We start from the raw sequence: 23,338 nt of genomic DNA, 5'->3' as shown, positions 1-23,338 counted from the left end.
ACGGAAACTTTAAAAACAAATAAAGTTTCCATGGTTTTTAAGAAGGTATGGTCAAAAGCTTGAAGCTTGCAAGGGATTAATTTCTAGAATTCCTTATATAAAAAAAGACAGCCGGAATCCCAGCTGTCTTTAAACTTTGTGATGCTAATTTTTTTATTTCACCACTAATGTTACATCTACATTTCCCCTTGTGGCATTCGAATAGGGGCAAACCTGATGCGCTTGGTTTACCAGTTCTTCTGCCTTGTCTTTTTCTACACCGGGCATTTCTACTTCCAGCGTAATATCCAAGCCATAAGCCCCATCATTATTTACAAGATGAACTTCGGCAGTAGTTGTAGTGGTCGATTTTATTTTTTCTTTGTTTAAAATCATTAGTAGTGCATTGTCAAAACAGGCGGCATAGCCTCCAGCAAACAAAATTTCGGGGTTTAGGTAATCGCCTTTTGGTCCTCCTAGGGATTCGGGCGTACGAACTTCAATGTCCAATACCCCGGTCTCTGATTTTACGTGGCCGCTTCGGCCTCCTGTGGCACTCGCGCGTGCCGTGTACAATTTTTCCATTTCTAATTTTTATTTGTTTTTAAATGATTTAAGATTTCAGGATGGTCAATAAATGATCCAATCGCTCTTTCCAGTCTTCATATTCATGCTGATCCACCAACAGGCAATTAATAAGTGTTTCCGGTATTTTTTCGGCTTTCGCTTTTAAAGCCTCTCCAATTGAGGTAAGATGTATATGGACATTTCGCTCATCGGTTTTACTTCGGGTACGGCTTAAGTATTTCTTTTCTTCCAGTCTTTTTAATAATGGGGTTAATGTCCCGCTATCCAATAAAAGCTGGCTTCCCAGCTCTTTTACGGTAATTTCCTGTTGTTGCCACAATACCAGCATAACCAGGTATTGCGGATAGGTAAGGTTAATTTCATCCAGCTTTGGCCGGTAATGCATGGTAAGCTGCCGCGAAATAGCATAGAACTTAAAACAAAGTTGGTCGTCGAGGGTAAAAGCTTTCATAATTAGATTGTGTACAATTAAGTTGTGTAAAACTATAAAATATTTAGAAGAACATAAGTCTTTTTGTGATTTATTTATGTTTTGACATCACATTCCATTATCATCTATTATTTGATAGCATATACAATTAGCATTTTTGAAGCGATAGTATATTAAATTTGTTATCTTGAAATGCAATAAGTATTGATAGATAATGATGCAGGATTATACTATACGTGATATTATTGATTACCGTAAAATAAGCTGGAACAAGTCAGATGAATTTTTCTATTTAACAGCCATCCCGAAAGTTTTTGAGGAATATGCATTAAAGCCCAATTACTTCTCCTACGGTTTGCTTCAAAGTGGCTCTATAAAAATAGAAGTAGATCATAAGGTTTTTTTAATTAAAGGGCATTCCCTATTGGTTTATAGGCCCAATCAAATTATACGTATCCTTGATATAGAACCTGGCACCAAAGGCTCTTTTATCCTTTTTACCAAGCAGTTTTTGGATTATCTAAATGAAAATATTTTCTCAGTTTCAAAATTTTCATTTTTAAGCTATCAATTTGATTCCTGTGTACATCTATCTGCCTTAGATTATTACCAGCTTAAAGACGTTTTCAGGAAAATATTTGATTTAATAATTGGTACTTCAAGTGAGCGTTGGGAATATATAGCCCGTAATTTGATTTCAGTACTGGTTTATGAAACTCAGGATGTGCTAGAAAATTATAAAAAAAAGGATATATCAACAGGTACAACTTCAGGGAGTATGCTCTCTTCTAATTTTAAAAAATTGGTGGCAGAGCATTATAAATCTATGCGAAACATCTCCTATTATGCGGCTGAATTAAATATAAGCATCAATTATTTACATAAGCTGATAAAAAAGCAAACAGGAAGCACGCCTGCCGCTATAATTAATTTAAAATTAATGAACGAAGCAAAGTCATTACTCTCATATACTCATTTGAATATAAGTGAAATTGCCTATGAGCTTAACTTTAGTGATGTATATGCATTTAGTAAATTTTTTAAAAAGCAAACGGGAATATCCCCTAGCTTGTTTAGGCAAGATATACAACTTACATTAAATTAACACCCCTATACAAAAAGGTAAATATTTTACAATTTTGGATAAACAGCTTGTTTTTATCTTTCAATACCTTCATTTAATTAATTTAAAATGAAGTTAGTAATGAATAGATTAGATGGTAAAGTAGCAATAATAACAGGGGCTTCACAGGGCATGGGAGCATCACATGCGCGTAAGTTTGTTGCAGAAGGAGCTAAGGTAATAATGACGGATATAAATGAAGAAGGAGGACTTAAAATCGCAAAGGATTTAGGAGAAAATGCCCTCTTTGTAAAGCATGACGTTACCCAAGTACAGGATTGGAAAAAAGTAGTTGAAGAAGGGGAAGAAAAATTTGGACCTATTAATGTACTGGTGAACAATGCAGGTATTCTAGGGCCCTTGTCCAAAACAGAAGAGTTAAAAGATGAGACTTATCTAAAAATATGCAGTATCAATCAGCATGCGGTTTTTTATGGCATGAAATATACATTGCCTTCAATGCTTAAAGCCGGGATAGGATCTATAGTAAATATATCTTCCATTGCAGGAATTGTAGCCATTTACGGTTATCCAAATTTAGCTTATATGGCAAGTAAATTTGCGGTAAGGGGAATGACAAAAGCTACCGCGGTGGAGTATGCAGATAAAAATATACGTGCCAATTCGGTCCATCCAGGATTTATTAAAACACCTATGATGGCAGAAGCCACAGACGAAGAAGGTGGGGACGCGACTAGTATTATCCCTTTAGGTCGCCTGGCACAATCTGAAGAAGTAAGTAATCTTGTGATCTTTCTTGCTTCTGATGAATCATCATACATGACGGGTACAGAGCAAATAATAGATGGAGGGATGAGTGTGCGTTAAACCTATTTAAATAAAACTTCTCCTTAAAACCTCTCTTTTTGGCTTTAGAGAGGTTTTTTTAGTTTCCTTTTTTAAAATCAAATTCAAATGACCGGTTTTTTTATAGATAACACCATTATTCAATAATCCCTGTTTTAGCAAATGCCATCTTTGATTCTTAGCTGCATAAATCATGGAAATAATATTAAAGCCGGTAATTTTTGTCTATTTCCAGACTTATCCTAAAGCGGTTTTTGGAAAGCTTTTTTTGCCATATTCAATAAAAAAGAATTGCATTATTTTATAAAACTATAAACGATAAGCTTAAAAACATCTGCAATTGGCATATTCCATGAACAGGAACTTTAGGAATTTCTTTTGGCGTATTATTTCTTGCTTTTAAGAACACAATATCAAATTTTCAGTACCAAACATTAACCAATAGCTTCCTTTTTTATCAAGCACAAGGGATTAAACATCCCTTAAAATTTGAAATCATGGTAATTGTGGTATTTTAGCTGAAAAAATTTATTTTAATGCTGGCTATTTCAGAGTATCGAGAGGCTTTTATCGACTATCTTGAAAATAAAATTGAGGTTAAAGAACCTAAAAACCTTTACGAGCCAATGGTTTATATCCTTGGTCTAGGAGGCAAGCGTTTAAGGCCTGTGCTGGTCTTGATGGCAACAGAAATTTTTAACAAGGATTATAAGGAAGCCCTGGATGCTGCACTGGCGATAGAGATTTTTCATAATTTTTCCCTGGTTCACGATGATATCATGGACGATGCTCCTTTGCGAAGAGGGAAGGCAACCGTTCACGAAAAATGGGATGTGAATACCGGTATACTTTCTGGGGATGCTATGCTTATAAATGCCTACCAGCTTTTTGAGAATTATGAAGGAGATACGTTTAAAGAATTAGCACAGCTTTTTACCAAGACAGCCATAGAAGTTTGTGAAGGGCAGCAATACGATATAGATTTTGAAACCAGGGATGATGTAAGTATAGACGATTACCTTAAGATGATCGAATATAAAACCGCTGTACTGGTAGGGGCTTCTTTACAAATGGGCGCCATTGTAGCTGGGGTAGATGAAGAATGTAAAAAAGCTATTTATCAATTTGGAAGGCTTTTAGGGATCGCTTTTCAGCTTCAGGACGACTTTTTGGATGCTTTTGGTGATCCAAAAACTTTTGGGAAACAGGTAGGGGGTGATATTATCGAAAATAAGAAAACCTTTTTATATCTAAAATCACTAGAGGTGTCTGCTGAAGATGATGCCAGGCAGTTAGAATATTTATACTCTATAAGCCCCGAAGATAATTCTGGAAAGATCGAAACCGTAAAATCTATTTTTCAAAAAAGCGGTGCCGCAAAATTAACAAAAGAAGAGATCGAAAAATATACCATTATGGCTTTTGATGTTTTAGAAAACATTTCTATCGCTGAAGAGAAGAAGAAGCCGTTGCGTGATTTTGGCAACATGTTAATGAAACGTACAGTTTAAATATCAAGGCTTATTATTTCGTAATCTTTAGATGATTTTAAAAATAAAAGCTGCTAAAGTTAAAACGATCTTATATTATCTGGTTTTATTTAAATTTTAATCTCTTTCTAATTCTCTTTCCAATTTAAATTATCATATTCGTAATGGATTATGCGATTTGGTGCTCAAGAGGCCTTATCTCTATGTTAAATTTATTTTAATGTATAAAATAAAACTATTGAATGCTGCAAGCAGTTTTTTGTAAAAATTGTATTTTTGCTGTGTTTTACACTTTATAGAAACATTAGTTTCCACTTATGGACAGATTTTCATTTCTAAATGCCGCGCATACTGCATATTTTGCTGAATTATACGATCAATATTTACAATATCCTGATAGTGTAGAGCCCAGTTGGAGAGCTTTTTTTCAGGGTTTTGATTTTGGTATGGAGCAAAATGATGTTTCATCAGAAACTTTAGGATCAGCTCCTGTATCGATTGAGGAAGGCGAAATGCCTGAGCATGTTTACAAGGAGTTTCAGGTTATAAGGCTTATTGATGGTTATCGTACTCGCGGACATTTATTTACCAAAACAAACCCGGTTAGGGAGAGAAGACATTACGAACCAAGACTTAACATTGAGAATTTTGGTTTAAGTGAGGAGGATTTAGATACTACTTTTAGTGCGGGTGATATTTTAGGTATTGGTCCCAAAAAACTAAAAGAAATTATTCAGCACCTGGAGAATATATATTGCGATGCTATTGGAGTAGAGTATATGTTTATTCGAAAGCCTGAAGAAATTGATTGGATTCAGAAAAAACTGAATGTAAATGAAAACCATCCGGATTTTGATTCGGAAAGGAAAAAGCAAATCCTTAGAAAGCTTAATGAAGCGGTCTCTTTTGAAGGTTTTTTACATAGAAAATATGTTGGTCAAAAGCGATTCTCTTTAGAAGGAGGAGAGACTTTAATTCCGGCATTAGATGCCTTGATTGAAGGTGCTGCTGAAAAAGGCGTTAAGGATTTTGTAATGGGTATGGCTCACCGTGGTCGTTTGAATACACTTACAAATATCTTTGGTAAATCTGCGAAAGATATCTTTAGCGAATTTGATGGTAAGGATTACGAACAGGATATTTTTGATGGTGATGTAAAATACCATTTGGGTTGGACTTCTTGTCGCCAAACTCAAAGCGGAAAGGAAATCAATATCAATATTGCGCCAAACCCTTCTCATTTAGAAACGGTAGGTCCGGTAGTAGAAGGTATTGCCAGGGCTAAAAGAGATCGAAGATATAGCGGCGATCCCTCTAAAGTTTTGCCAATCCTGGTGCATGGTGATGCTGCTGTTGCTGCGCAGGGTGTTGTATACGAAGTCGTACAAATGGCTAAGTTAGATGGTTACGAGAATGCCGGTACTATTCATATCGTTGTAAATAATCAAATAGGTTTTACAACAAATTATTTAGATGCAAGATCTTCTACTTATTGTACCGATGTTGCAAAAGTAACTCTATCTCCTGTACTTCATGTAAATGCAGATGATGCAGAAGCTGTTGTGCATGCAGTGCTTTTTGCGTTAGATTTTAGAATGGAATTTAAGCGAGACGTATTTATAGATCTATTAGGATATAGAAAATACGGGCACAATGAAGGTGATGAGCCAAGATTTACACAGCCTAAACTTTATAAAGCAATAGCAAAGCATAAAAATGCAAGAGATATTTATGCGGAAAAACTAATAAAAGCAGGGATGATCGATGAATCCTACATCGAAAAACTTGAAGAGGATTATAAGCAAAAGCTCGAGGAAGATCTAGAAGATTCCAGAAAAGAAGACACCACCAGAATCACACCTTTTATGGAAGATGAATGGGGTGGCTACGAAAATGTACAGGAAGATCGCATGATGGAAGATGTTGATACGACTGTAAAAATGGAAGAGCTAGATCGCGTTGCCAAAGCCATTTCTAAATTGCCTGAAGGTAAAAAGTTCTTACGTAAAATAGAGAAAATCATCAATTTACGTGAACAAATGTATTTTAAAGATAATAGGCTGGATTGGTCTATGGGAGAACATCTGGCCTATGGAACTCTAATGGCTGAAGGCTATAATATAAGAATTAGTGGTCAGGATAGTGAGCGTGGTACGTTTTCACACCGTCATGCGGTACTAAAAGTAGAAGATAGCGAAGAAGAAATTATCCTTCATAACAATATTGAAGGAAGGGAAGGCGATTTCTTTATATATAACTCTCCATTATCTGAATACGGAGTGGTAGGCTTTGATTATGGTTATGCTATGGCAAGTCCAAATACCCTAACCATTTGGGAGGCGCAATTTGGGGATTTTGTGAATGGCGCACAGATTATGATTGATCAATACATCTCTGCCGCAGAGGATAAGTGGAAATTGCAAAACGGACTGGTAATGTTCCTGCCGCATGGCTATGAAGGCCAGGGAGCAGAACATTCATCAGCAAGAATGGAGCGTTTTCTTCAACTTTGTGCAAAAGATAATATGTTTGTTGCCGATGTGACGACGCCAGCTAACATGTTTCATTTGCTAAGAAGACAAATGAAGTTTGGTTTCAGGAAGCCACTCATTATCTTTACTCCTAAGAGTTTATTAAGACACTCAAAAGTGATTTCAACCAAGGAAGATTTTGCTGAAGGTTCTTTCCAGATGCTAATCGATGATCCTGCAGCTAATGTAGAGAAAGTTAAAACTTTGGTGTTCTGTACCGGTAAATTTTATTACGATCTTCTAGAGTATAAGGAAGAAAATGAACGTGAGGATGTGGCACTGGTAAGAGTGGAACAGTTATTCCCTCTTCCGGTAGAGAAAATGAAGGCGATTATGAGTAAATATAAAAATGCCGATGATGTTGTTTGGGCTCAGGAAGAACCTAAAAATATGGGAGCGTATGGGCATATGCTAATGCATATTGATGAAGCAAAGCAGTTTAGATGTTGTAGTCGTAAATTCTATGGATCTCCTGCTGCTGGTAGTTCAGTACGTTTCAAGAAAAGACATCAGCGAGTGATCGACAGTGTTTTTGATAAATCATTAACTGAAGAATAATTAAATTTGGATAAATTTTCTGGGATACCACCAGAAAGCAAAATAAAAAAGAAGAACATGGCTTTAGAAATGAAAGTTCCATCCCCCGGTGAATCTATAACCGAAGTAGAAATCGCAGAATGGTTGGTAGAAGATGGGGACTACGTTGAAAAAGATCAGGCAATTGCCGAAGTCGATAGTGATAAAGCTACCTTAGAATTACCTGCTGAGGCAAGCGGAATTATCACGCTTAAAGCAGAAGAGGGTGACACCGTAGCTGTTGGTGAAGTAGTATGCTTAATCGATACCGAAGCAGAGAAGCCTGGTGGAGGTGATGATGAATCTGCTGAAGAAGAGGTGAAGGAACAACAGGAAAAGAAAGAATCCAAGGAGGATAGTGATAAAGCATCGGCAAAGACCGAAGAGCCTTCGAAGTCTTCGACACCTTCACAAGAACAGGATGATACTTATGCAAAAGGAAGTCCTTCTCCTGCGGCTAAAAAGATTTTAGATGAAAAAGGGATTGATCCTAAATCTGTAAGTGGTAGCGGTAAGGATGGAAGAGTGACAAAAGATGACGCCGTGCAGGCTAAAGCTTCTATGGGAACTCCGGGAACTGGAAAGCGAGGAGAATCTCGTAAGAAAATGTCGATGCTTAGACGAAAAGTTGCGGAGCGTCTAGTAGCTGCGAAAAGCGAGACAGCTATGCTTACTACTTTTAACGAAGTAGACATGAGTGCTATATATGCACTTAGAAAAAAATATAAAGAAGAGTTTAAAGATAAGCACGGTGTAAGTTTAGGGTTTATGTCTTTCTTTACGCTGGCCGTGGTTAGGGCTTTAGAAATGTATCCTGATGTTAACTCTATGATCGATGGAGATTTCCAGGTAAAATATGATTATAAAGATATTAGTATCGCGGTTTCCGGGCCAAAAGGTTTAATGGTACCAGTAGTTAGAAATGCTGAAAATTTAAGCTTTAGAGGTGTAGAAGAGGAAGTGAAACGTTTGGCTCTGAAAGCCCGTGACGGTAAAATTACTGTGGACGAAATGACCGGCGGTACGTTCACCATCACTAATGGAGGGGTTTTTGGATCGATGATGTCTACCCCAATTATTAATCCTCCACAAAGTGGTATTTTGGGTATGCATAATATCGTGGATCGTCCCGTGGCAATAGACGGGCATGTAGAAATCAGACCAATGATGTATGTTGCTCTATCTTATGATCATAGGATTGTAGATGGTAAAGAATCTGTTGGTTTCCTTGTAGCTGTAAAAGAAGCTGTAGAGAATCCGGAAGAATTACTTATGGATAACGATGTGAAGAGAGCTTTAGAACTTTAAATTTCTATCTCCATGTTCATCATATAAAAAAAGGGAAGCGTACGCTTCCCTTTTTAAATTTTGGTTGGTTGGGTAAAAATGGGTTAAGAATAAACCAAATTCAGGATGTTTAAAAATATAATGCCTACCACAGCAACTATAAGTATATAGGCTGCAGGATGCGTTTTTAAATGATCCTTTTTTTGGAAAAACATAAAATCTAACATTGATGGGGTCAAATCTATGTTTAATTGAATAGATACAAAAGGGGATAAATACCCTATTTAAGAAATAAATTTTTCGATTTATAATCTATGATTGCCTTTCCTTTTTTTAGAATATCAGCCCCAATGATGCCGTGAACCTTCTCTGCATCGTGTTGCAAGAGCGCTTCGTTCACATGGCGAAGGTCGAATAAAACCAGGTCTGCTTTTTTCTTTTTCCAGCCGCTGATTTCTATTCTGTTTTTTTGCGAGATCTGGGTGAGCATATTAGAGGCGCCTGCACCAGCTGCTTTAATATCGCTGTCTTCAGGCAAAAGATCAAAATATGATATGCTATCTATTCCTACACAGGTACTGGAAGCCCCGGTATCCAAAATAAAATTACCTTCAATATTGTTGATTTTCGCCTTAATCTCCAGGTGATTGGTTTTGGTAAACTTAAATTTAATGCTTTTATATCCTTTTTCTTTCAGGATTTTCTTGAAACTCGCCATTCTTTTCCGTTTTAAAGCAAAGATAGGTTTTCAAAATAAATTATTTTTGCAGATATGGTACTAACAGATACACATACACATTTATATAGCGAATCTTTTGATGAAGATCGCGAAGAGATGATTCAAAGAGCAATAGATGCTAAGGTTAAACGCTTTTTTATTCCGGCAATCGATTCTACTTATGCCAAGAGCATGTATGATCTAGAAAAATCATTTCCGGATCATGTATACTTAATGATGGGATTGCATCCTACACATGTACAAGAGAATTATAAAAAAGAGCTTCAATTCATCGAAAATCAATTTCAGGAACGAGGTTTTATTGCGGTAGGAGAAATTGGCATCGATTTGTACTGGGATAAGAGTACACTTAAAATTCAGCAAGAAGCTTTTAAATATCAAATTAGGCTGGCTAAAAAATATAAATTACCTATCGTCATTCATTGCCGTGAAGCTTTTGAGGAGGTTTTTGAAATATTAGAAGAGGAGAAGGGCGATGATCTATTCGGGATTTTTCACTGTTTTACAGGTACTTTAGCAGATGCTAAAAGAGCACTCTCTTATAATCTTAAGTTGGGTATAGGTGGTGTAGTGACATTTAAAAATGGCAAGATCGATAAGTTTTTAGATGAAATTCCTTTAAAACATATCGTTTTAGAGACCGATGCACCTTATCTTGCTCCAACGCCATTTAGAGGGAAAAGAAATGAATCCTCTTATCTTACGAAAATTGCTGAAAAATTAGCGGAAATTTATGATGAGCCTATAGAGGAAATTGCTAAAATCACAACGCAGAATTCAAAAGATATATTCGGTATTTAAACTGAAATTAGTTAATTTTTTGTTCATTTGCTATAATAAGCCAGACACGTGCAAGACTTTGAAGAGATAAGATTTTATAACGAAAAGGAGGTTCAGGAATCCCTTCAGCATTACATCAAGCATCCAATGATGAAGGCGCTCCTTCATTTTACGTTTCCAGAAAAAACTTCTGAAGAAATAAAGGATATTGTTCTTAGCTGTAAGAGTATTCGCGATTTTCAAACAAAAATAATCTATCATTCTGTTGGGAAAATTATAGAGAAAAGTACCGATGGAGTGACCGATAGTGGTTTTGATAAACTGAAACCTGGGGAGTCCTATTTCTTTTTATCTACGCACCGTGATATTATTTTGGATACTTCTTTGCTAAATTACACTTTGTATAATCACAACCTCGTCATGACTGCTTCTGCGATAGGCGATAATTTAGTGCAGAAAACTTTTTTGATGGCACTATCGAAGCTTAATAGGAATTTCCTGGTGCGCAGAAAGCTGAGTCCACGTGAAATGCTAAAGAGTTCTATAGAATTATCAACGTTTATAAGGAAGATGCTTCTAGAAGATAAACGTTCTGTATGGATGGCACAGCGCGAAGGAAGAACTAAAGATGGCAGTGATTATACGCAGCAAGGTGTTTTAAAGATGATTGGGATGGGAAAAGACGATCTTAGTCTTACCGAGTATTTTGGAAAACTTAAGATTGTGCCTATTTCGATATCGTATGAGTTTGATCCTACGGATGTTTTAAAAATGCCTGAAATTCTTTCGAAAAGAATGAAAGAAAAATACGTAAAAGCTCCCGATGAGGATTTTAAATCCATTATTCAGGGGATTTTAGGTATTAAAGGCAGGATTCATGTGAGTGCCGGAGATTTAATGGATGCCAGTTTGTTTGCTGAAATCGGTCAGGATTTTGGATCGGTGAATGAGCAGCTAAAGGTAATTGCCAGCAAAGTAGATCAGGAGATTCATAAAAATTATAAACTCTGGCCATCAAATTATATCGCTCATGATTTGCTAAATAATACAGATCGTTATGCCTCAAAATATACTTTTAAGGAGAAAAGACGTTTTGAAAGACGACTTAAACGCCGTGTGGATTTTAAAAATTCTCTCGAGCTAAACAGTTATCTTTTAATGTATGCAAATCCTGTAATTAACAGAGAAGGATTATATGATAAAGAAGACTAAGATTCTTTTGTTATATACGGGTGGTACTATTGGTATGATCAAAGATTATGATACTGGTGCTTTAAAACCCTTTAATTTTGATGATCTTCTGCAAAATATTCCAGAATTAAATATCCTGGAGCATGAGATCGAAACCCTTAGTTTTGAGCATCCCATAGACTCTTCAGATATGAATCCGGAAGAGTGGCGAAAAATAGCATCGATTATTTATGAGCGTTATGAAACTTACGATGGTTTTGTAGTATTGCATGGTAGTGATACGATGTCTTATACTGCTTCTGCACTAAGTTTTATGTTTGAGAACTTAAGTAAGCCGGTTATTTTTACCGGTTCCCAATTGCCTATAGGAGACCTTAGAACCGATGCCAAAGAAAATTTAATCACCAGCATACAAATTGCAGGTTTACAAAAAAACGGGAAACCTGTGATTGCTGAAGTAGGTTTGTATTTTGAATATAAATTATATCGGGCTAATAGGACTACTAAAATAAATGCGGAGCATTTTCAGGCATTTGCCTCGCTAAATTATCCTCCGTTAGCAGAATCTGGTGTACATTTATCTATAAATACTAAAAGTCTTTGGAAACAAAGTAGAAAACAGCCGTTAAAATTGCATTCTCGTTTTAATACAGATGTTGTAATTTTAAAGATGTTTCCCGGTATAACCCAAGAGGTAGTAACACATATTTTAAGTCTTAAAAATCTAAAAGGATTGATTTTAGAGACTTATGGGAGTGGTAATGCGCCAACACAAGCCTGGTTTTTAGCTTTGTTGGAAGAAAAAATAAGCGCTGGCCTTAAGGTAGTAAATGTTACTCAGTGTGCCGGTGGGAGCGTCGCTATGGGAAATTACGAAACCAGTGTAGCTATGAAAAAAATAGGTGTTGTATCTGGAAAAGATATCACCACCGAAGCTGCAGTAGCGAAATTAATGTATTTATTAGATAAAAAATTAACACATAAAGTCTTTAAAACTATATATGAAACCTCGTTGAGAGGTGAAATGTCGTAAAATTAACGAATCATACTTGACGGAGATCATTTTTTTTTGTTATTTGGCGCACCGTTTTAAACATTAAACTAGAGAGGTGGCCGAGTGGTCGAAGGCGCACGCCTGGAAAGTGTGTATACGCCAAAAGCGTATCGAGGGTTCGAATCCCTTCCTCTCTGCTTGTGTTTTTATTAAAAAATTATTTTTATATCTTTAACCCTTTAACTAATTAAATTAAGACAAACAGTAATGAAAAGATTATTTTCTATTTTGGTAATCGCTGCGATTATGGTGTTAGGTGCCGGTAATCTTAAGGCGGCAAACATGGTAAACACATTGCCAGGTACGATAGCAACTTTCGTTCAGGAGGATGAAAGCGCTACGGCGGCGGCTGATGCAGACGAAGAACTTGGTTTTCATCAGGAATTAAAAAAACGTTTTATAGAAGGTGGTGCCGGATTTATGGGTATCGTACTTTTATGTCTTATTCTTGGTTTGGCAATTGCCATTGAGAGAATTATCTATTTAAACCTTGCCACTACAAACACGAAAAAATTAGCTCGTAACGTAGAAGAAGCTTTAAACAGCGGAGGTATTGAGGCTGCTAAGGAAGTATGTAGAAATACAAGAGGACCTGTAGCTTCTATCTATTATCAAGGTCTTGACCGTGCTGACGAAAGCATCGAATCTGCAGAGAAAGCAGTAGTGGCTTACGGTGGTGTGCAAATGGGACAATTAGAAAAAAATGTTTCTTGGGTATCTTTATTTATCGCTCTTGCGCCTATGCTTGGGTTTATGGGTACGGTAATTGGTATGATCGAAGCTTTTGATAGAATCGAAGCTGCCGGTGATATGCAACCGTCTCTTGTTGCTGGAGGTATTAAAGTTGCACTTCTTACTACGGTATTTGGACTTATTGTTGCAATTATCCTTCAGATTTTCTACAATTACATTATCGCTAAGATCGATAGTATCGTAAATGATATGGAAGATGCTTCTATTCTTTTAATCGATATGCTTGTAGATTACAAAAACAAAAAGAGAGTATAATAAGACCTGACTAATAAAAGTTATGACTTTACATAAAATTTTAAAATATGTTGCATTGGTTATAGGTGTGCTAGGGCTTATCTTCTTAGGAAGAATCCTGGCTGCTGGTGACAATGCAATCGAGGCATCGGCAGATGTTCAGAGCAGCGTGCTGGAACCAATGATGTGGATTTCATATCTAGTACTAGCGGTTGTTATTGCACTTGTCGCGATCTTTGTTATTGCAGGATTGTTCCGTGGTAACATTAAAAATACAATAATTGGAATAGTTTCTTTCGCTGTAGTTGTTTTGGTATCATATTTGGTAACAACAGGTACACAAGTAACCACTAGAGAGGGAGATATTATATCTGCAGGTACAGTACATTGGGTAGGAGCTGGTTTAGTTTGCTTCTATATTCTTGCTGCACTGGCAATATTAGCAATGGTATTTTCCGGAGTTAAAAAATTAATAAGTTAAGAACCTATGGCTAGAAGATCATCACCAGAAGTAAATGCGGGATCTATGGCAGACATCGCTTTCTTACTTCTTATCTTCTTCCTGGTAACTACTACCATCGAGACAGATAAGGGGATAAGTAGAAAGCTTCCGCCATGGCAGCCTGAAGAAGTTGACCCGCCTACACTTAAAATGCGTAACGTATTTGAAGTAGTTGTGAATGCTAACAACGATTTGTTGGTAGAGGGAGAGGAAATGGAACTGAAAGATCTTAGAAAGGCTGCTTTTGATTTTCTTGATAATGGCGGAGGAAGCGGAAGCGAAGCTTGTAGCTTTTGCCAAGGAACTGGAGATCCAGATTTATCGGTAAATCCTCAAAAAGCGGTAATTTCTTTAGTAAATAACCGAGGTACGGAATATGGTACATATATAGCAGTACAAAACGAATTAGTGGCTGCCTATAATGAATTAAGAAATCGTGAAGCTAAACGTTTATATGGTTCGACTTTCGTGGAACTTGAAGCGGAGTATAACGATCCTAAAACAGGTGACGCAAGAAAGGAATCTTTAAAGGAAAAAATCGAGTCTATAAAAGATATGATTCCTCAAAAGCTTTCAGAAGCCGAGCCTAAATAGAGGTTAACAGCCTTTTTAAAATAAATTAATAGAACATTTATTATGTCTAAATTTAAAAAGAAAAAGTCTGGAGAGTTGCCTGCGATTAGCACCGCGTCGTTACCTGATATTGTATTTATGTTACTGTTTTTCTTTATGGTAGCGACAACGATGCGTGAAACAACCTTAATGGTACAGAATTCATTACCAACGGCAGATCAGGTTGAAAAGCTTGATAAGAAGGATTTGGTGATGTATATATACGCAGGTAAACCAAGCCAGAGATATCAAAACAAATATGGTACTGAAGCAAGAATCCAATTGAACGATAAGTTTGCGGATGTTAGCGAAGTGCAATCTTTTATTTATTCTGAAAGAGATAGTAAAAGAGAGGAGCTTATACCTTATTTAACTACAGCTTTAAAGGTGGATAAAGAAACCAATATGGGGCTTGTTTCAGATATTAAACAAGAACTAAGGAAGGCTGAAGCGCTTAAAATTAACTATACTACCGTACAAGGTGATGCTACAAAAGCAAACGATTAGTAGTGTAGTTTAGAAATTATTTAAAAACATCCCATCCTAATTTCAGGATGGGATGTTTTTTTATATTTACTTTATAATTCTAAATAAACGCTCTGAAGCCTACTTCAAAATGAAAAGTAATTTTCAAATAAATGCGATATAGGCTTTCCCTTAGGTAGTTTAGTTTTAATTTAATTTTATCCTTAGCATGAGATACTGGTATCTTATAATTCTAATTTTGATCATAGGTAGTAAGGCCAAAGCGCAGGAAACCAACCCTGCTTTTGCAGACAGTATTCCTACTGTTATCGATAGCAGTTATCGAGAAGATCAATTTTATTTTGGATTAACTTTTAATTTTATTACCGATCGACCGCAATTTATGGATCAAAACGGCTTTTCTGCCGGATTGAGTGGTGGGTTTATTCGTGATATTCCCTTTAATAAGAATAGAAATGTAGGTATAGGTGTGGGGTTAGGACTGGCTTTCGATAGTTTTGGCCAAAATCTCTTTATAGGAGAAAATGAAAGTGGAGAAACTATTTTTAGGAATCTTAGTCAAGATAATATCGATTATGATTCTAATCGCTTTAGCACTTTTTTGGTAGAAGCGCCTATCCAGTTTCGATGGAGAACTTCTACTTTTTCCTCCTACAAATTCTGGCGAATTTATGCGGGCCTAAAACTAGGCTATATTTATCATTTTAGATCGGTTTTTAGGCAGAATGCTAATGTGGTTAAGCAAAGTGAAGTGCCAGAATTAGAACGCTTTAGATTAGGTACTAGTTTTACTTTTGGATATAGTACTTTTAATTTTCAGATTTATTATAGCTTAAATCCATTTTTCGATAATGCCGCTGTAGATGGTGAGACCTTTGGAGTTTCTACATTGCGGGTTGGGTTGATGTTTTATATTTTATAACCAGTAATAGAAAAATAGTAATTGTGGTAGAATACCTGCTATAATGCCTAAAAGTAATTCCAGGTTAGTATGCGCTTTAAAGTATAAGCGTGAGCTTGCGGTTAATCCTAGGGCAATTAATAATCCTGAAGTGGCCAATATTAAATTGATATGAAAATAGCGGCTAAATGCAATTAAAAACATGGTGAAACCGGCCAGTCCCATCATATGTAAACTTATTTTTATACGAAAAAGAGTAAAAAGATAAGCGATTATATCAGCTCCAAGAATGCCGAGAAAATAAAAGTAAATTTCAGGATAGTTATAACGATCCAGAATTTGATTCAGTACCATTAGTGTAAGTATGGCAAAAAAGAAAAGCGGCCATTTTCGCTCTTCTACTTTGGATAGGGACATACTGGTAACCTTTCCCAGGTTTTTTAGCAAAAAAAAGAAAACGATCGGAATAAAAATAGTAATAATCGAGATCGCTAATAATTTCGCTTTTATGACCTCTTCAGGAAAAAACCTTGGGGTAAGTTCAAAATATAATAAACTCCCCAGAAATGGCATCCAAATAGGGTGAAAAACGTATGAGGCCAGCTTAAGGATTCCTTTCATTAAATTTCTTTACGTAAGCGTGCTACTGGAATGTCTAATTGTTCTCTGTATTTGGCTACTGTTCTTCTTGCGATAGGATAACCTTTGTCTTTTAAGACTTTCGCAAGTTTCTCATCTGTTAGGGGTCTTCTTTTATCTTCCTCTTCAATAGACATTTCAAGGATTTTCTTTATTTCTCTGGTAGAAACGTCTTCGCCCTGATCATTTTTCATGGATTCAGAGAAGAATTCTTTTATTAATTTGGTGCCGTAAGGAGTATCCACATATTTACTATTGGCAACTCTGGATACGGTTGAAACATCCATTTCGATCTCATCAGCAATATCTTTTAAGATCATGGGTCTAAGGTTACGCTCGTCGCCCGTCAAGAAATATTCTTTTTGATAATGCATAATTGAACTCATGGTAACCATCAGTGTTTGCTGGCGTTGTTTTATGGCTTCAATAAACCACTTTGCCGCATCCAGCTTCTGTTTAATAAACATTACGGCATCCTTCTGCTCCTTGGTTTTTTTCTTACTTTCTTTATAGCCTTTAAGCATATTGCTATAATCCCTGGAAACATGCATCTCTGGAGCATTTCTTCCGTTTAAGCTAAGCTCCAGATCCCCATCAACAATTTTAATAGTGAAGTCTGGAATAACATGTTCTACCATTCTAGTATTTCCAGAATAAGCACCACCCGGTTTTGGGTTTAGGTGACTTATCACTTCAATAGCTTCTCTAAGTTCATCTTCAGAAATATCGTGCTTCGAAAGCAGTTTGGTATAATGTTTTTTACTGAACTGATCGAAAGATTCTTCTATGATATCTGAAGCCAAAGTCACTGCTCTGGTGGGATCTTTTCTTTTTAGCTGAATTAGCAAACATTCCTTAAGCGAACGTGCCCCAACTCCTGCAGGATCTAATTCCTGAACCTTTTTAAGGACTTTTTCGACAGTTTGTTCGTCGGTATAAACATTTTGCGTAAAGGCAAGGTCATCGACCACGTCAGGAATGTTTCTCCTTATATAGCCGCTTTCATCAATACTTCCTACCAAAAACTCAGCAATCTCAAATTCGGTATCATCAAATCTAAAGGTGTTTAACTGATTTCTAAGGTGCTGGGTGAACGAAGTTCCGGCAGCATAAGGAACTTGTTTCTCTTCGTCATCCGCACTATAGTTATTGGCCTGTAAGCGATAGCTGGGTATTTCATCATCACTTAAATATTCATCAACATTAATATCTTCTGCATCGATCTCGTTATTATCGTCGAATTCAGCTTCAGAATCTCTGTTATCATATTCATCCTCATAGTCATATTCATCGCGCTGCTCATCCTTCCCGGTTTCTAAAGCAGGATTTTCCTCGATTTCCTGCTTAATACGCTGTTCAAAAGCCTGTGTGGGCAATTGAATAAGCTTCATCAACTGGATTTGCTGCGGAGATAGCTTTTGTGATAACTTAAAATTTAATTGCTGTTTTAGCATAAAAATATTTTCCTTTACTCACAAAAATACGGAAATGTTCGCTCATTGCAGTTTGGCATAGTAGATGATTGTGGTAAAATTTTGTTAACTATGCTCAAGATTGTCTGTAAACCTTTTGAATTTCTTCGGAAAATCAATCTTAAAATATTGTTGTGCAGAACCTGTTGGGTGTTTGAAATTCACTGCGATTGAAGTTAAAAACAAACCTTTTTTGAAGGGTATAGCGGGAGACCCGTATAAATTTTCCCCTAAAATAGGGAACCCGTTTTTTGCCAGGTGTATTCTTATCTGATGCGTTCTGCCGGTTAAAGGTTTTGCTTCTAAAAGGCTTAATTTGGCACTTTTAAACATTATTGTTCCCAAAAGTTTCACTGCGGTTGTGGCTTGTTTTTCTTCAATCTCGTCATTAAATATTTGTTGTTCTTCTGGAAAGCATCCTTCAACAATGGCTATATATGTTTTTTGAATTTCTTTATCCTGAAATTGCCTGTTTAATTCGATTAAAGCCTTGTTTGTTTTGGCACAAAGTAAAATCCCGCTTGTTGGATTATCCAGTCGATGTGCCGGTTGAGGAATTTCTAATTTGTCTATTTCTTTTGAAGCTTGTAGATTAAAAGGCAGAGCATTTTTTATGGTTTTATGGTAATTTCCACTGGTGGGATACCCCGCAGGTTTATTGATCACGGCAATATGATCGTCTTCGTAAATAACTTCAAGTCTTAATTCGAAAACTTTTTGTTGTTTTTGGGGCTGAAGCAATTCGATTTGCTGCCCCTCTAAAATCCAGTCTCCGGTTTGTCCAATTTCGCCGTCAACTAAAATTTGTTGTTTTTTAATAGCTTTTTTAACAGCACTTCTGGTAGTGATCGATGTAAATATGCTTGCAGCATATTCCTGTAATCTAATTTTCTCCGAAAGCTGTGGAACAATATGTATTTCTTTAATTTTCAAGGATTATACGATATGGGATTATACCAGCCTTGTATAGCGGCATTAACGGTGAAAATGATAATCTTAAAAGAATAAATACTGAAGCCATCAAACCAATAACTTACATAAAATTAAAAGCTTTTATTGTCTTGATGGATGATTTAGATTCTTTCATGCTGTAAAATAAGCAATAGTATTCTAAAGAAAAAACCTCACAGGTTTTGAAGCCTGTGAGGTTTGATCTTATATAAAAAAACAATGTTTTTAAAATTCGGCACTTTGTGGTGTTCTTGGGAAAGGAATTACATCTCTGATATTGCCCATTCCTGTAACAAATTGTACTAAACGTTCAAAACCAAGTCCAAAGCCACTGTGCACACAAGTTCCAAATTTTCGGGTGTCTAAATACCACCAAAGTTCTTTTTCCTCGATTCCTAATTCTGCCATCTTTTCTTTGAGTACATCTAAACGCTCTTCTCTTTGAGAACCACCAACGATTTCTCCAATTCCAGGGAAAAGGATATCCATAGCTCTAACGGTTTTGCCGTCTTCATTTAAGCGCATGTAAAATGCCTTGATTTTAGCGGGATAATCAAATAAAATTACCGGGCATTTAAAATGCTTCTCTACCAAATAACGTTCGTGCTCACTTTGTAGGTCTGCACCCCATTCTTCAATAATATATTTGAATTTCTTCTTTTTATTCGGTTTTGAGTCTTTAAGAATATCTATAGCTTCGGTATAACTTACACGTTTAAAGTTGTTTTCTAAAACAAACTTTAATTTCTCTATAAGTCCCATTTCACTTCGCTCGGCTGCAGGTTTTGCCTTGTCTTCATTGGCCAGGCGCTGTTCTAAGAATTCAAGGTCGTCTTTGCAATTTTCAAGCACATAGCTAACCACATATTTTATAAAATCTTCAGCAAGATCCATATTACCGTCCAGGTCACAAAAGGCGATCTCTGGTTCAATCATCCAGAATTCAGCGAGGTGACGAGAGGTATTCGAATTTTCAGCCCTAAAAGTTGGTCCAAAAGTATAGATCTGGCCTAAGCCAAGAGCGTAAGTTTCTCCTTCTAACTGTCCAGAAACCGTAAGATTAGTCTCTTTTCCAAAAAAATCTTTTTTGTAATCTATGCTTCCATCCTCATTTTTGGGTGGATTTTTAAGATCAAAGTTGGTCACTTTAAACATTTCTCCAGCTCCTTCAGCATCGCTACCCGTAATGATTGGGGTATTCACATAGTAAAAATTATTTTGCTGAAAATAGCTATGTACTGCAAAAGATAGCTTTGAACGAACGCGCATGATAGCGCCAAAAGTATTGGTGCGTACTCTTAGATGTGCCTGCTCTCGAAGTTTTTCTAAACTATGACGCTTTGGGGAAAGTATGGTAAGTTTCACTTCTTCAGGATTCGCATCTCCAAGAATGCTTACTTCTTTCACATCAATTTCTACGCGTTGCTGTTTTCCTTCACTTTCTTTAAGAATACCTTTTACGCTAATGGCCGCACCAACGGTAATTCTTTTTAATGTTTCAGGATTAAATTTTTCAAAATCTATAACACACTGAATGTTATTAATGGTCGATCCGTCATTTAGCGCAATAAAGCGATTACTTCTAAACGAACGTACCCATCCGCTAACTTTAAATTCCTGTAAAAACTGGTCACTTTCTAGTATTTCAGCAACTTTAGCCTGTATCATTTATTTTAGATTTAGAAAAGAAACAAATATAAAATTTTCCCTTTAAGGACTAAGCTTTAGTTTTTGTTTTTCTGGTTTTTGTATTCTTCGTCGTCTTTAGAAATTTCTTCTTCATCTTCTGGCGTGGCAATAATTCGCATTGACGGTTCTTTTAGAGTTTCTTTGTTTGCGATGCTTCTTTCCAGCGAAAGCAGTAAGGATGGTAATAACAGTAAGTTAGAAAGCATAGCAAAAAGTAAGGTGGCCGAAACAAGACCGCCCAGGGCTACGGTACCTCCAAAACTACTAATCATAAAGACAGAGAATCCAAAGAATAAAACGATCGATGTATAAAACATACTTACACCAGTTTCCCGGAGTGCCGCATAAACCGAGCGTTTAATTTTCCAGTCGTTTGCTTTAAGTTCCTGCCGATATTTTGCTAAAAAGTGAATGGTGTCATCAACAGATATTCCAAAGGCAATACTGAATACCAAAATAGTAGAAGGTTTGATAGGTACGCCTAAGAATCCCATCATTCCTGCCGTAATTAGCAATGGTAAAAGGTTAGGTACTAAGGAAATCAAGATCATTCTGAAGGATCTAAACATCCAGGCCATCAATAAAGCAATAAGCACAATGGCTAAGGATAGTGAGAGCACAAGATTGTGTACCAAATAGGTTGTTCCTTTCTGGAAAACCAGGGCTTTACCCGTCATACTCACCTCATAGCGATCTTCAGGGAAAATTTTATGGATGTTGGGCCACAGCTTATCTTCTATTTTTTCCATTTTGTCGGTACCTATATCCTTCATAAAAGTGGTAATCCTGGCAAATCGGCCGGTAGAATCGATATACGTGTTTACCAGATTATCATTACCCTTCATGTTTTTGGTATACGGTAAAATGAAATTTTGCTCTTGTGAAGAGGGTAACTGATAATATTTGGGGTTGCCGTTATAATAAGCTTGTTTGCTGTATTTTACCAGTCGGGTGATGGATAAGGGTTGTGAAAGTTCAGGCTCTTCCGCAATTAGATCCTCAAGTTGCTCTATTTTTTTTAAAGTAGAAGACTTTAATACACCACGGGGTCTTTTGGTATCTACTACGATTTCTAAAGGCATAATTCCGTCAAATTCCTCTTCAAAGAATTTTACATCTTTAAAGAAGTCGGCTTGTTGTGGCATATCTTCCAGAAGACTTCCTGAAATCCGAATATTGTAAATTCCGATAATGCTAATAGCTAAAAGGCCGACTGCGGTAAAATATACTGCTATTCGATGATTCCGAACCATTTTCTCCATCCATCCAACAAAGCTGCCTATCCACTGCCTGTTAAGGTGCTTTAAGTGTTTAGACTTTGGAATTTTCATATAGCTATAAATCACCGGGATAATCAGCAGCGAAAGAATAAAGATGGCTACAATATTAATGGAAGCAACAATACCAAACTCTTTCAATAGCTTGCTTTCAGTTAAAATAAAGGTTGCGAATCCTGAAGCTGTGGTAATATTCGTCATCAGGGTGGCATTACCAACTTTAGCAATAACACGTTGCAGGGATTTTGCCTGATTTCCGTGTTTTTGTATTTCCTGCTGATATTTGTTGATTAGGAAAATACAGTTAGGAATACCAATTACAATGATTAACGGAGGGATAAGCGCCGTTAAAACCGTAATTTCATAATGTAGTAAACCAATAGTTCCAAATGCCCACATTACGCCAATACATACGGTAACCATAGAAATTACCGTTGCTCTTACTGATCTGAAAAAGAAGAAAAAAATAAGAGAAGTAACTCCTAAAGCAGCAACGATAAAGAGTCCGATTTCATCAATTATATTTTGAGAATTCAGTGTCCGAATGTAAGGCATCCCTGAAACACGCACATCGATACCGGTTTGCGACTCGAAGTTTTTGATCATAGGATCAAGGTTATCGATCACAAAATCTTTTCTGGCTTTAGAATTTACAATTGCTTTATTGAGGTATAAAGCAGACTGAATGGTATTAGAATGCGCACTGTATACCAGGTTTTCGTAGAACGGGAGTTTGGTAAAGAGTTCGTTTTCGTAATTCGCCAGCTCAAGACTATCAGGATTGGCTTCAGTAATAAAAGGAACCATTTGGAAGCGCTTGGGATCTTCAAATTTTTCAAGCTTTTTTAAATTTCCTATGGAAATGGCATAATCTACCTCTGGGAATTTTTGCAGACTATCATTTAATGCCTTCCAGGCCTGGTAATTTTTTTCAGTAAAAAGGGAAGAATCTTTTATTCCCATCACGATCAGGTTCCCTTCTTCACCAAATTTTTCTAAAAAGGCATTATATTCCTGATTTACCTCATGATCGTCTGGGAGTAAGTTGGCTTCGGTAAAAGAAAATCTCATATTTTTCCACTGTGAAGCAAAAAATATGGTAGTGGCCAAAATGAGTAAAATAATGATAATTCTGTTACGTAAAATAAGGCGGGCAACAGAATTCCAAAAGCCGAAGGTAAAAATCTTAGACATGCGTAATTTTTAAGCGCGCGCAAAGGTAACAAAAGACAACCTAAAAATCAGGT

Annotated in this window: 21 protein-coding genes and 1 tRNA gene; 14 read left to right on the top strand and 8 right to left on the bottom strand. The window is 36.4% G+C overall.

Annotated features, from left to right (window positions below; genetic code table 11):
• Positions 1–153: 153 nt before the first annotated feature.
• A complete protein-coding gene (locus AC13DP_RS19160) occupies positions 154–564 on the bottom strand; it encodes an organic hydroperoxide resistance protein (protein WP_272959702.1) in 411 nt (136 codons plus the stop codon).
• 28 nt (positions 565–592) lie between these two features.
• Positions 593–1,018, bottom strand: coding sequence for a MarR family transcriptional regulator (locus tag AC13DP_RS19155; RefSeq protein WP_272959701.1), 426 nt, complete (start codon positions 1,016–1,018; stop codon positions 593–595).
• Positions 1,019–1,211: 193 nt separating this feature from the next.
• Between AC13DP_RS19155 and AC13DP_RS19150 the strand changes: the two genes are divergently transcribed.
• The 5 genes from AC13DP_RS19150 to odhB all read left to right on the top strand — a co-directional run bounded on the left by AC13DP_RS19150 (position 1,212) and on the right by odhB (position 8,832).
• The gene (locus tag AC13DP_RS19150) at positions 1,212–2,102 is read left to right on the top strand and encodes an AraC family transcriptional regulator (RefSeq protein WP_272959700.1); all 891 of its coding nucleotides are present in this window, start codon (positions 1,212–1,214) and stop codon (positions 2,100–2,102) included.
• A 99-nt stretch (positions 2,103–2,201) separates the two neighbouring features.
• A complete protein-coding gene (locus AC13DP_RS19145; protein ID WP_272959699.1) occupies positions 2,202–2,948 on the top strand; it encodes a glucose 1-dehydrogenase in 747 nt (248 codons plus the stop codon).
• Between the two features lie 515 nt (positions 2,949–3,463).
• A complete protein-coding gene (locus tag AC13DP_RS19140) occupies positions 3,464–4,438 on the top strand; it encodes a polyprenyl synthetase family protein (protein WP_272959698.1) in 975 nt (324 codons plus the stop codon).
• Positions 4,439–4,734: 296 nt separating this feature from the next.
• Positions 4,735–7,506 (top strand): 2-oxoglutarate dehydrogenase E1 component, encoded by a 2,772-nt coding sequence (locus tag AC13DP_RS19135; RefSeq protein ID WP_347407803.1) that lies wholly within the window; start codon positions 4,735–4,737, stop codon positions 7,504–7,506.
• A gap of 57 nt (positions 7,507–7,563) precedes the next feature.
• Complete coding sequence (gene odhB / locus AC13DP_RS19130; RefSeq protein WP_483068291.1) at positions 7,564–8,832, top strand: 2-oxoglutarate dehydrogenase complex dihydrolipoyllysine-residue succinyltransferase; 1,269 nt, start codon at positions 7,564–7,566, stop codon at positions 8,830–8,832.
• 259 nt (positions 8,833–9,091) lie between these two features.
• On the opposite strand, the gene AC13DP_RS19125 is transcribed toward odhB, so the two are convergent.
• Complete coding sequence (locus AC13DP_RS19125; protein WP_013073910.1) at positions 9,092–9,529, bottom strand: retropepsin-like aspartic protease; 438 nt, start codon at positions 9,527–9,529, stop codon at positions 9,092–9,094.
• Positions 9,530–9,583: 54 nt separating this feature from the next.
• Here AC13DP_RS19125 and AC13DP_RS19120 point away from each other — a divergent pair, with 54 nt between their 5' ends.
• The 9 genes from AC13DP_RS19120 (at position 9,584) to AC13DP_RS19080 (ending at position 16,084) form a co-directional block, all read left to right on the top strand.
• Entirely contained in the window at positions 9,584–10,351 is a 768-nt protein-coding gene (locus AC13DP_RS19120) for a TatD family hydrolase (protein ID WP_347407805.1), read from the top strand.
• Between the two features lie 48 nt (positions 10,352–10,399).
• Positions 10,400–11,542, top strand: coding sequence for a lysophospholipid acyltransferase family protein (locus AC13DP_RS19115; protein WP_272959386.1), 1,143 nt, complete (start codon positions 10,400–10,402; stop codon positions 11,540–11,542).
• Positions 11,526–12,554, top strand: a complete 1,029-nt coding sequence (locus tag AC13DP_RS19110) for an asparaginase (RefSeq protein WP_041579347.1) — start codon at positions 11,526–11,528, stop codon at positions 12,552–12,554. Before AC13DP_RS19115 ends, AC13DP_RS19110 begins: the two co-directional genes overlap by 17 nt.
• Before the next feature lie 70 nt (positions 12,555–12,624).
• Positions 12,625–12,712: transfer RNA gene (locus AC13DP_RS19105), tRNA-Ser, on the top strand.
• A gap of 70 nt (positions 12,713–12,782) precedes the next feature.
• On the top strand, positions 12,783–13,583 hold the full coding sequence (locus AC13DP_RS19100; RefSeq protein ID WP_013073906.1) for a MotA/TolQ/ExbB proton channel family protein: 801 nt from the start codon (positions 12,783–12,785) through the stop codon (positions 13,581–13,583).
• A 22-nt stretch (positions 13,584–13,605) separates the two neighbouring features.
• A complete protein-coding gene (locus tag AC13DP_RS19095) occupies positions 13,606–14,043 on the top strand; it encodes a hypothetical protein (RefSeq protein WP_347407806.1) in 438 nt (145 codons plus the stop codon).
• Positions 14,044–14,049: 6 nt separating this feature from the next.
• Positions 14,050–14,658: an ExbD/TolR family protein gene (locus AC13DP_RS19090; RefSeq protein WP_013073904.1), complete on the top strand. Its 609-nt coding sequence runs from the start codon at positions 14,050–14,052 to the stop codon at positions 14,656–14,658.
• A gap of 42 nt (positions 14,659–14,700) precedes the next feature.
• Positions 14,701–15,183 (top strand): ExbD/TolR family protein, encoded by a 483-nt coding sequence (locus AC13DP_RS19085; RefSeq protein WP_013073903.1) that lies wholly within the window; start codon positions 14,701–14,703, stop codon positions 15,181–15,183.
• A gap of 187 nt (positions 15,184–15,370) precedes the next feature.
• A complete protein-coding gene (locus AC13DP_RS19080) occupies positions 15,371–16,084 on the top strand; it encodes a porin family protein (RefSeq protein WP_483068290.1) in 714 nt (237 codons plus the stop codon).
• Here the strand turns inward: AC13DP_RS19080 and AC13DP_RS19075 are convergent.
• The 5 genes from AC13DP_RS19075 to AC13DP_RS19055 form a co-directional block, all read right to left on the bottom strand.
• Complete coding sequence (locus AC13DP_RS19075) at positions 16,079–16,684, bottom strand: hypothetical protein (protein WP_483068289.1); 606 nt, start codon at positions 16,682–16,684, stop codon at positions 16,079–16,081. The two genes, AC13DP_RS19080 and AC13DP_RS19075, sit on opposite strands and share 6 nt — an antisense overlap.
• Positions 16,684–18,156 (bottom strand): RNA polymerase factor sigma-54, encoded by a 1,473-nt coding sequence (gene rpoN / locus AC13DP_RS19070; protein ID WP_347407808.1) that lies wholly within the window; start codon positions 18,154–18,156, stop codon positions 16,684–16,686. Before rpoN ends, AC13DP_RS19075 begins: the two co-directional genes overlap by 1 nt.
• An 84-nt stretch (positions 18,157–18,240) precedes the next feature.
• Positions 18,241–19,107, bottom strand: coding sequence for an RluA family pseudouridine synthase (locus tag AC13DP_RS19065; RefSeq protein ID WP_013073899.1), 867 nt, complete (start codon positions 19,105–19,107; stop codon positions 18,241–18,243).
• A gap of 243 nt (positions 19,108–19,350) precedes the next feature.
• On the bottom strand, positions 19,351–20,793 hold the full coding sequence (asnS, locus tag AC13DP_RS19060) for an asparagine--tRNA ligase (RefSeq protein ID WP_272959444.1): 1,443 nt from the start codon (positions 20,791–20,793) through the stop codon (positions 19,351–19,353).
• A gap of 56 nt (positions 20,794–20,849) precedes the next feature.
• Positions 20,850–23,285 carry an efflux RND transporter permease subunit gene (locus AC13DP_RS19055; protein WP_483068288.1) on the bottom strand — a complete coding sequence of 812 codons (2,436 nt, stop codon included), beginning with the start codon at positions 23,283–23,285 and terminating at the stop codon, positions 20,850–20,852.
• Between the last annotated feature and the right edge of the window lie 53 nt (positions 23,286–23,338).

This window comes from Zunongwangia sp. L-65 (genome assembly GCF_056859415.1).
Note: the sequence above shows the minus strand (reverse complement) of the source record. Positions and strands in the feature narration are given on the sequence as shown.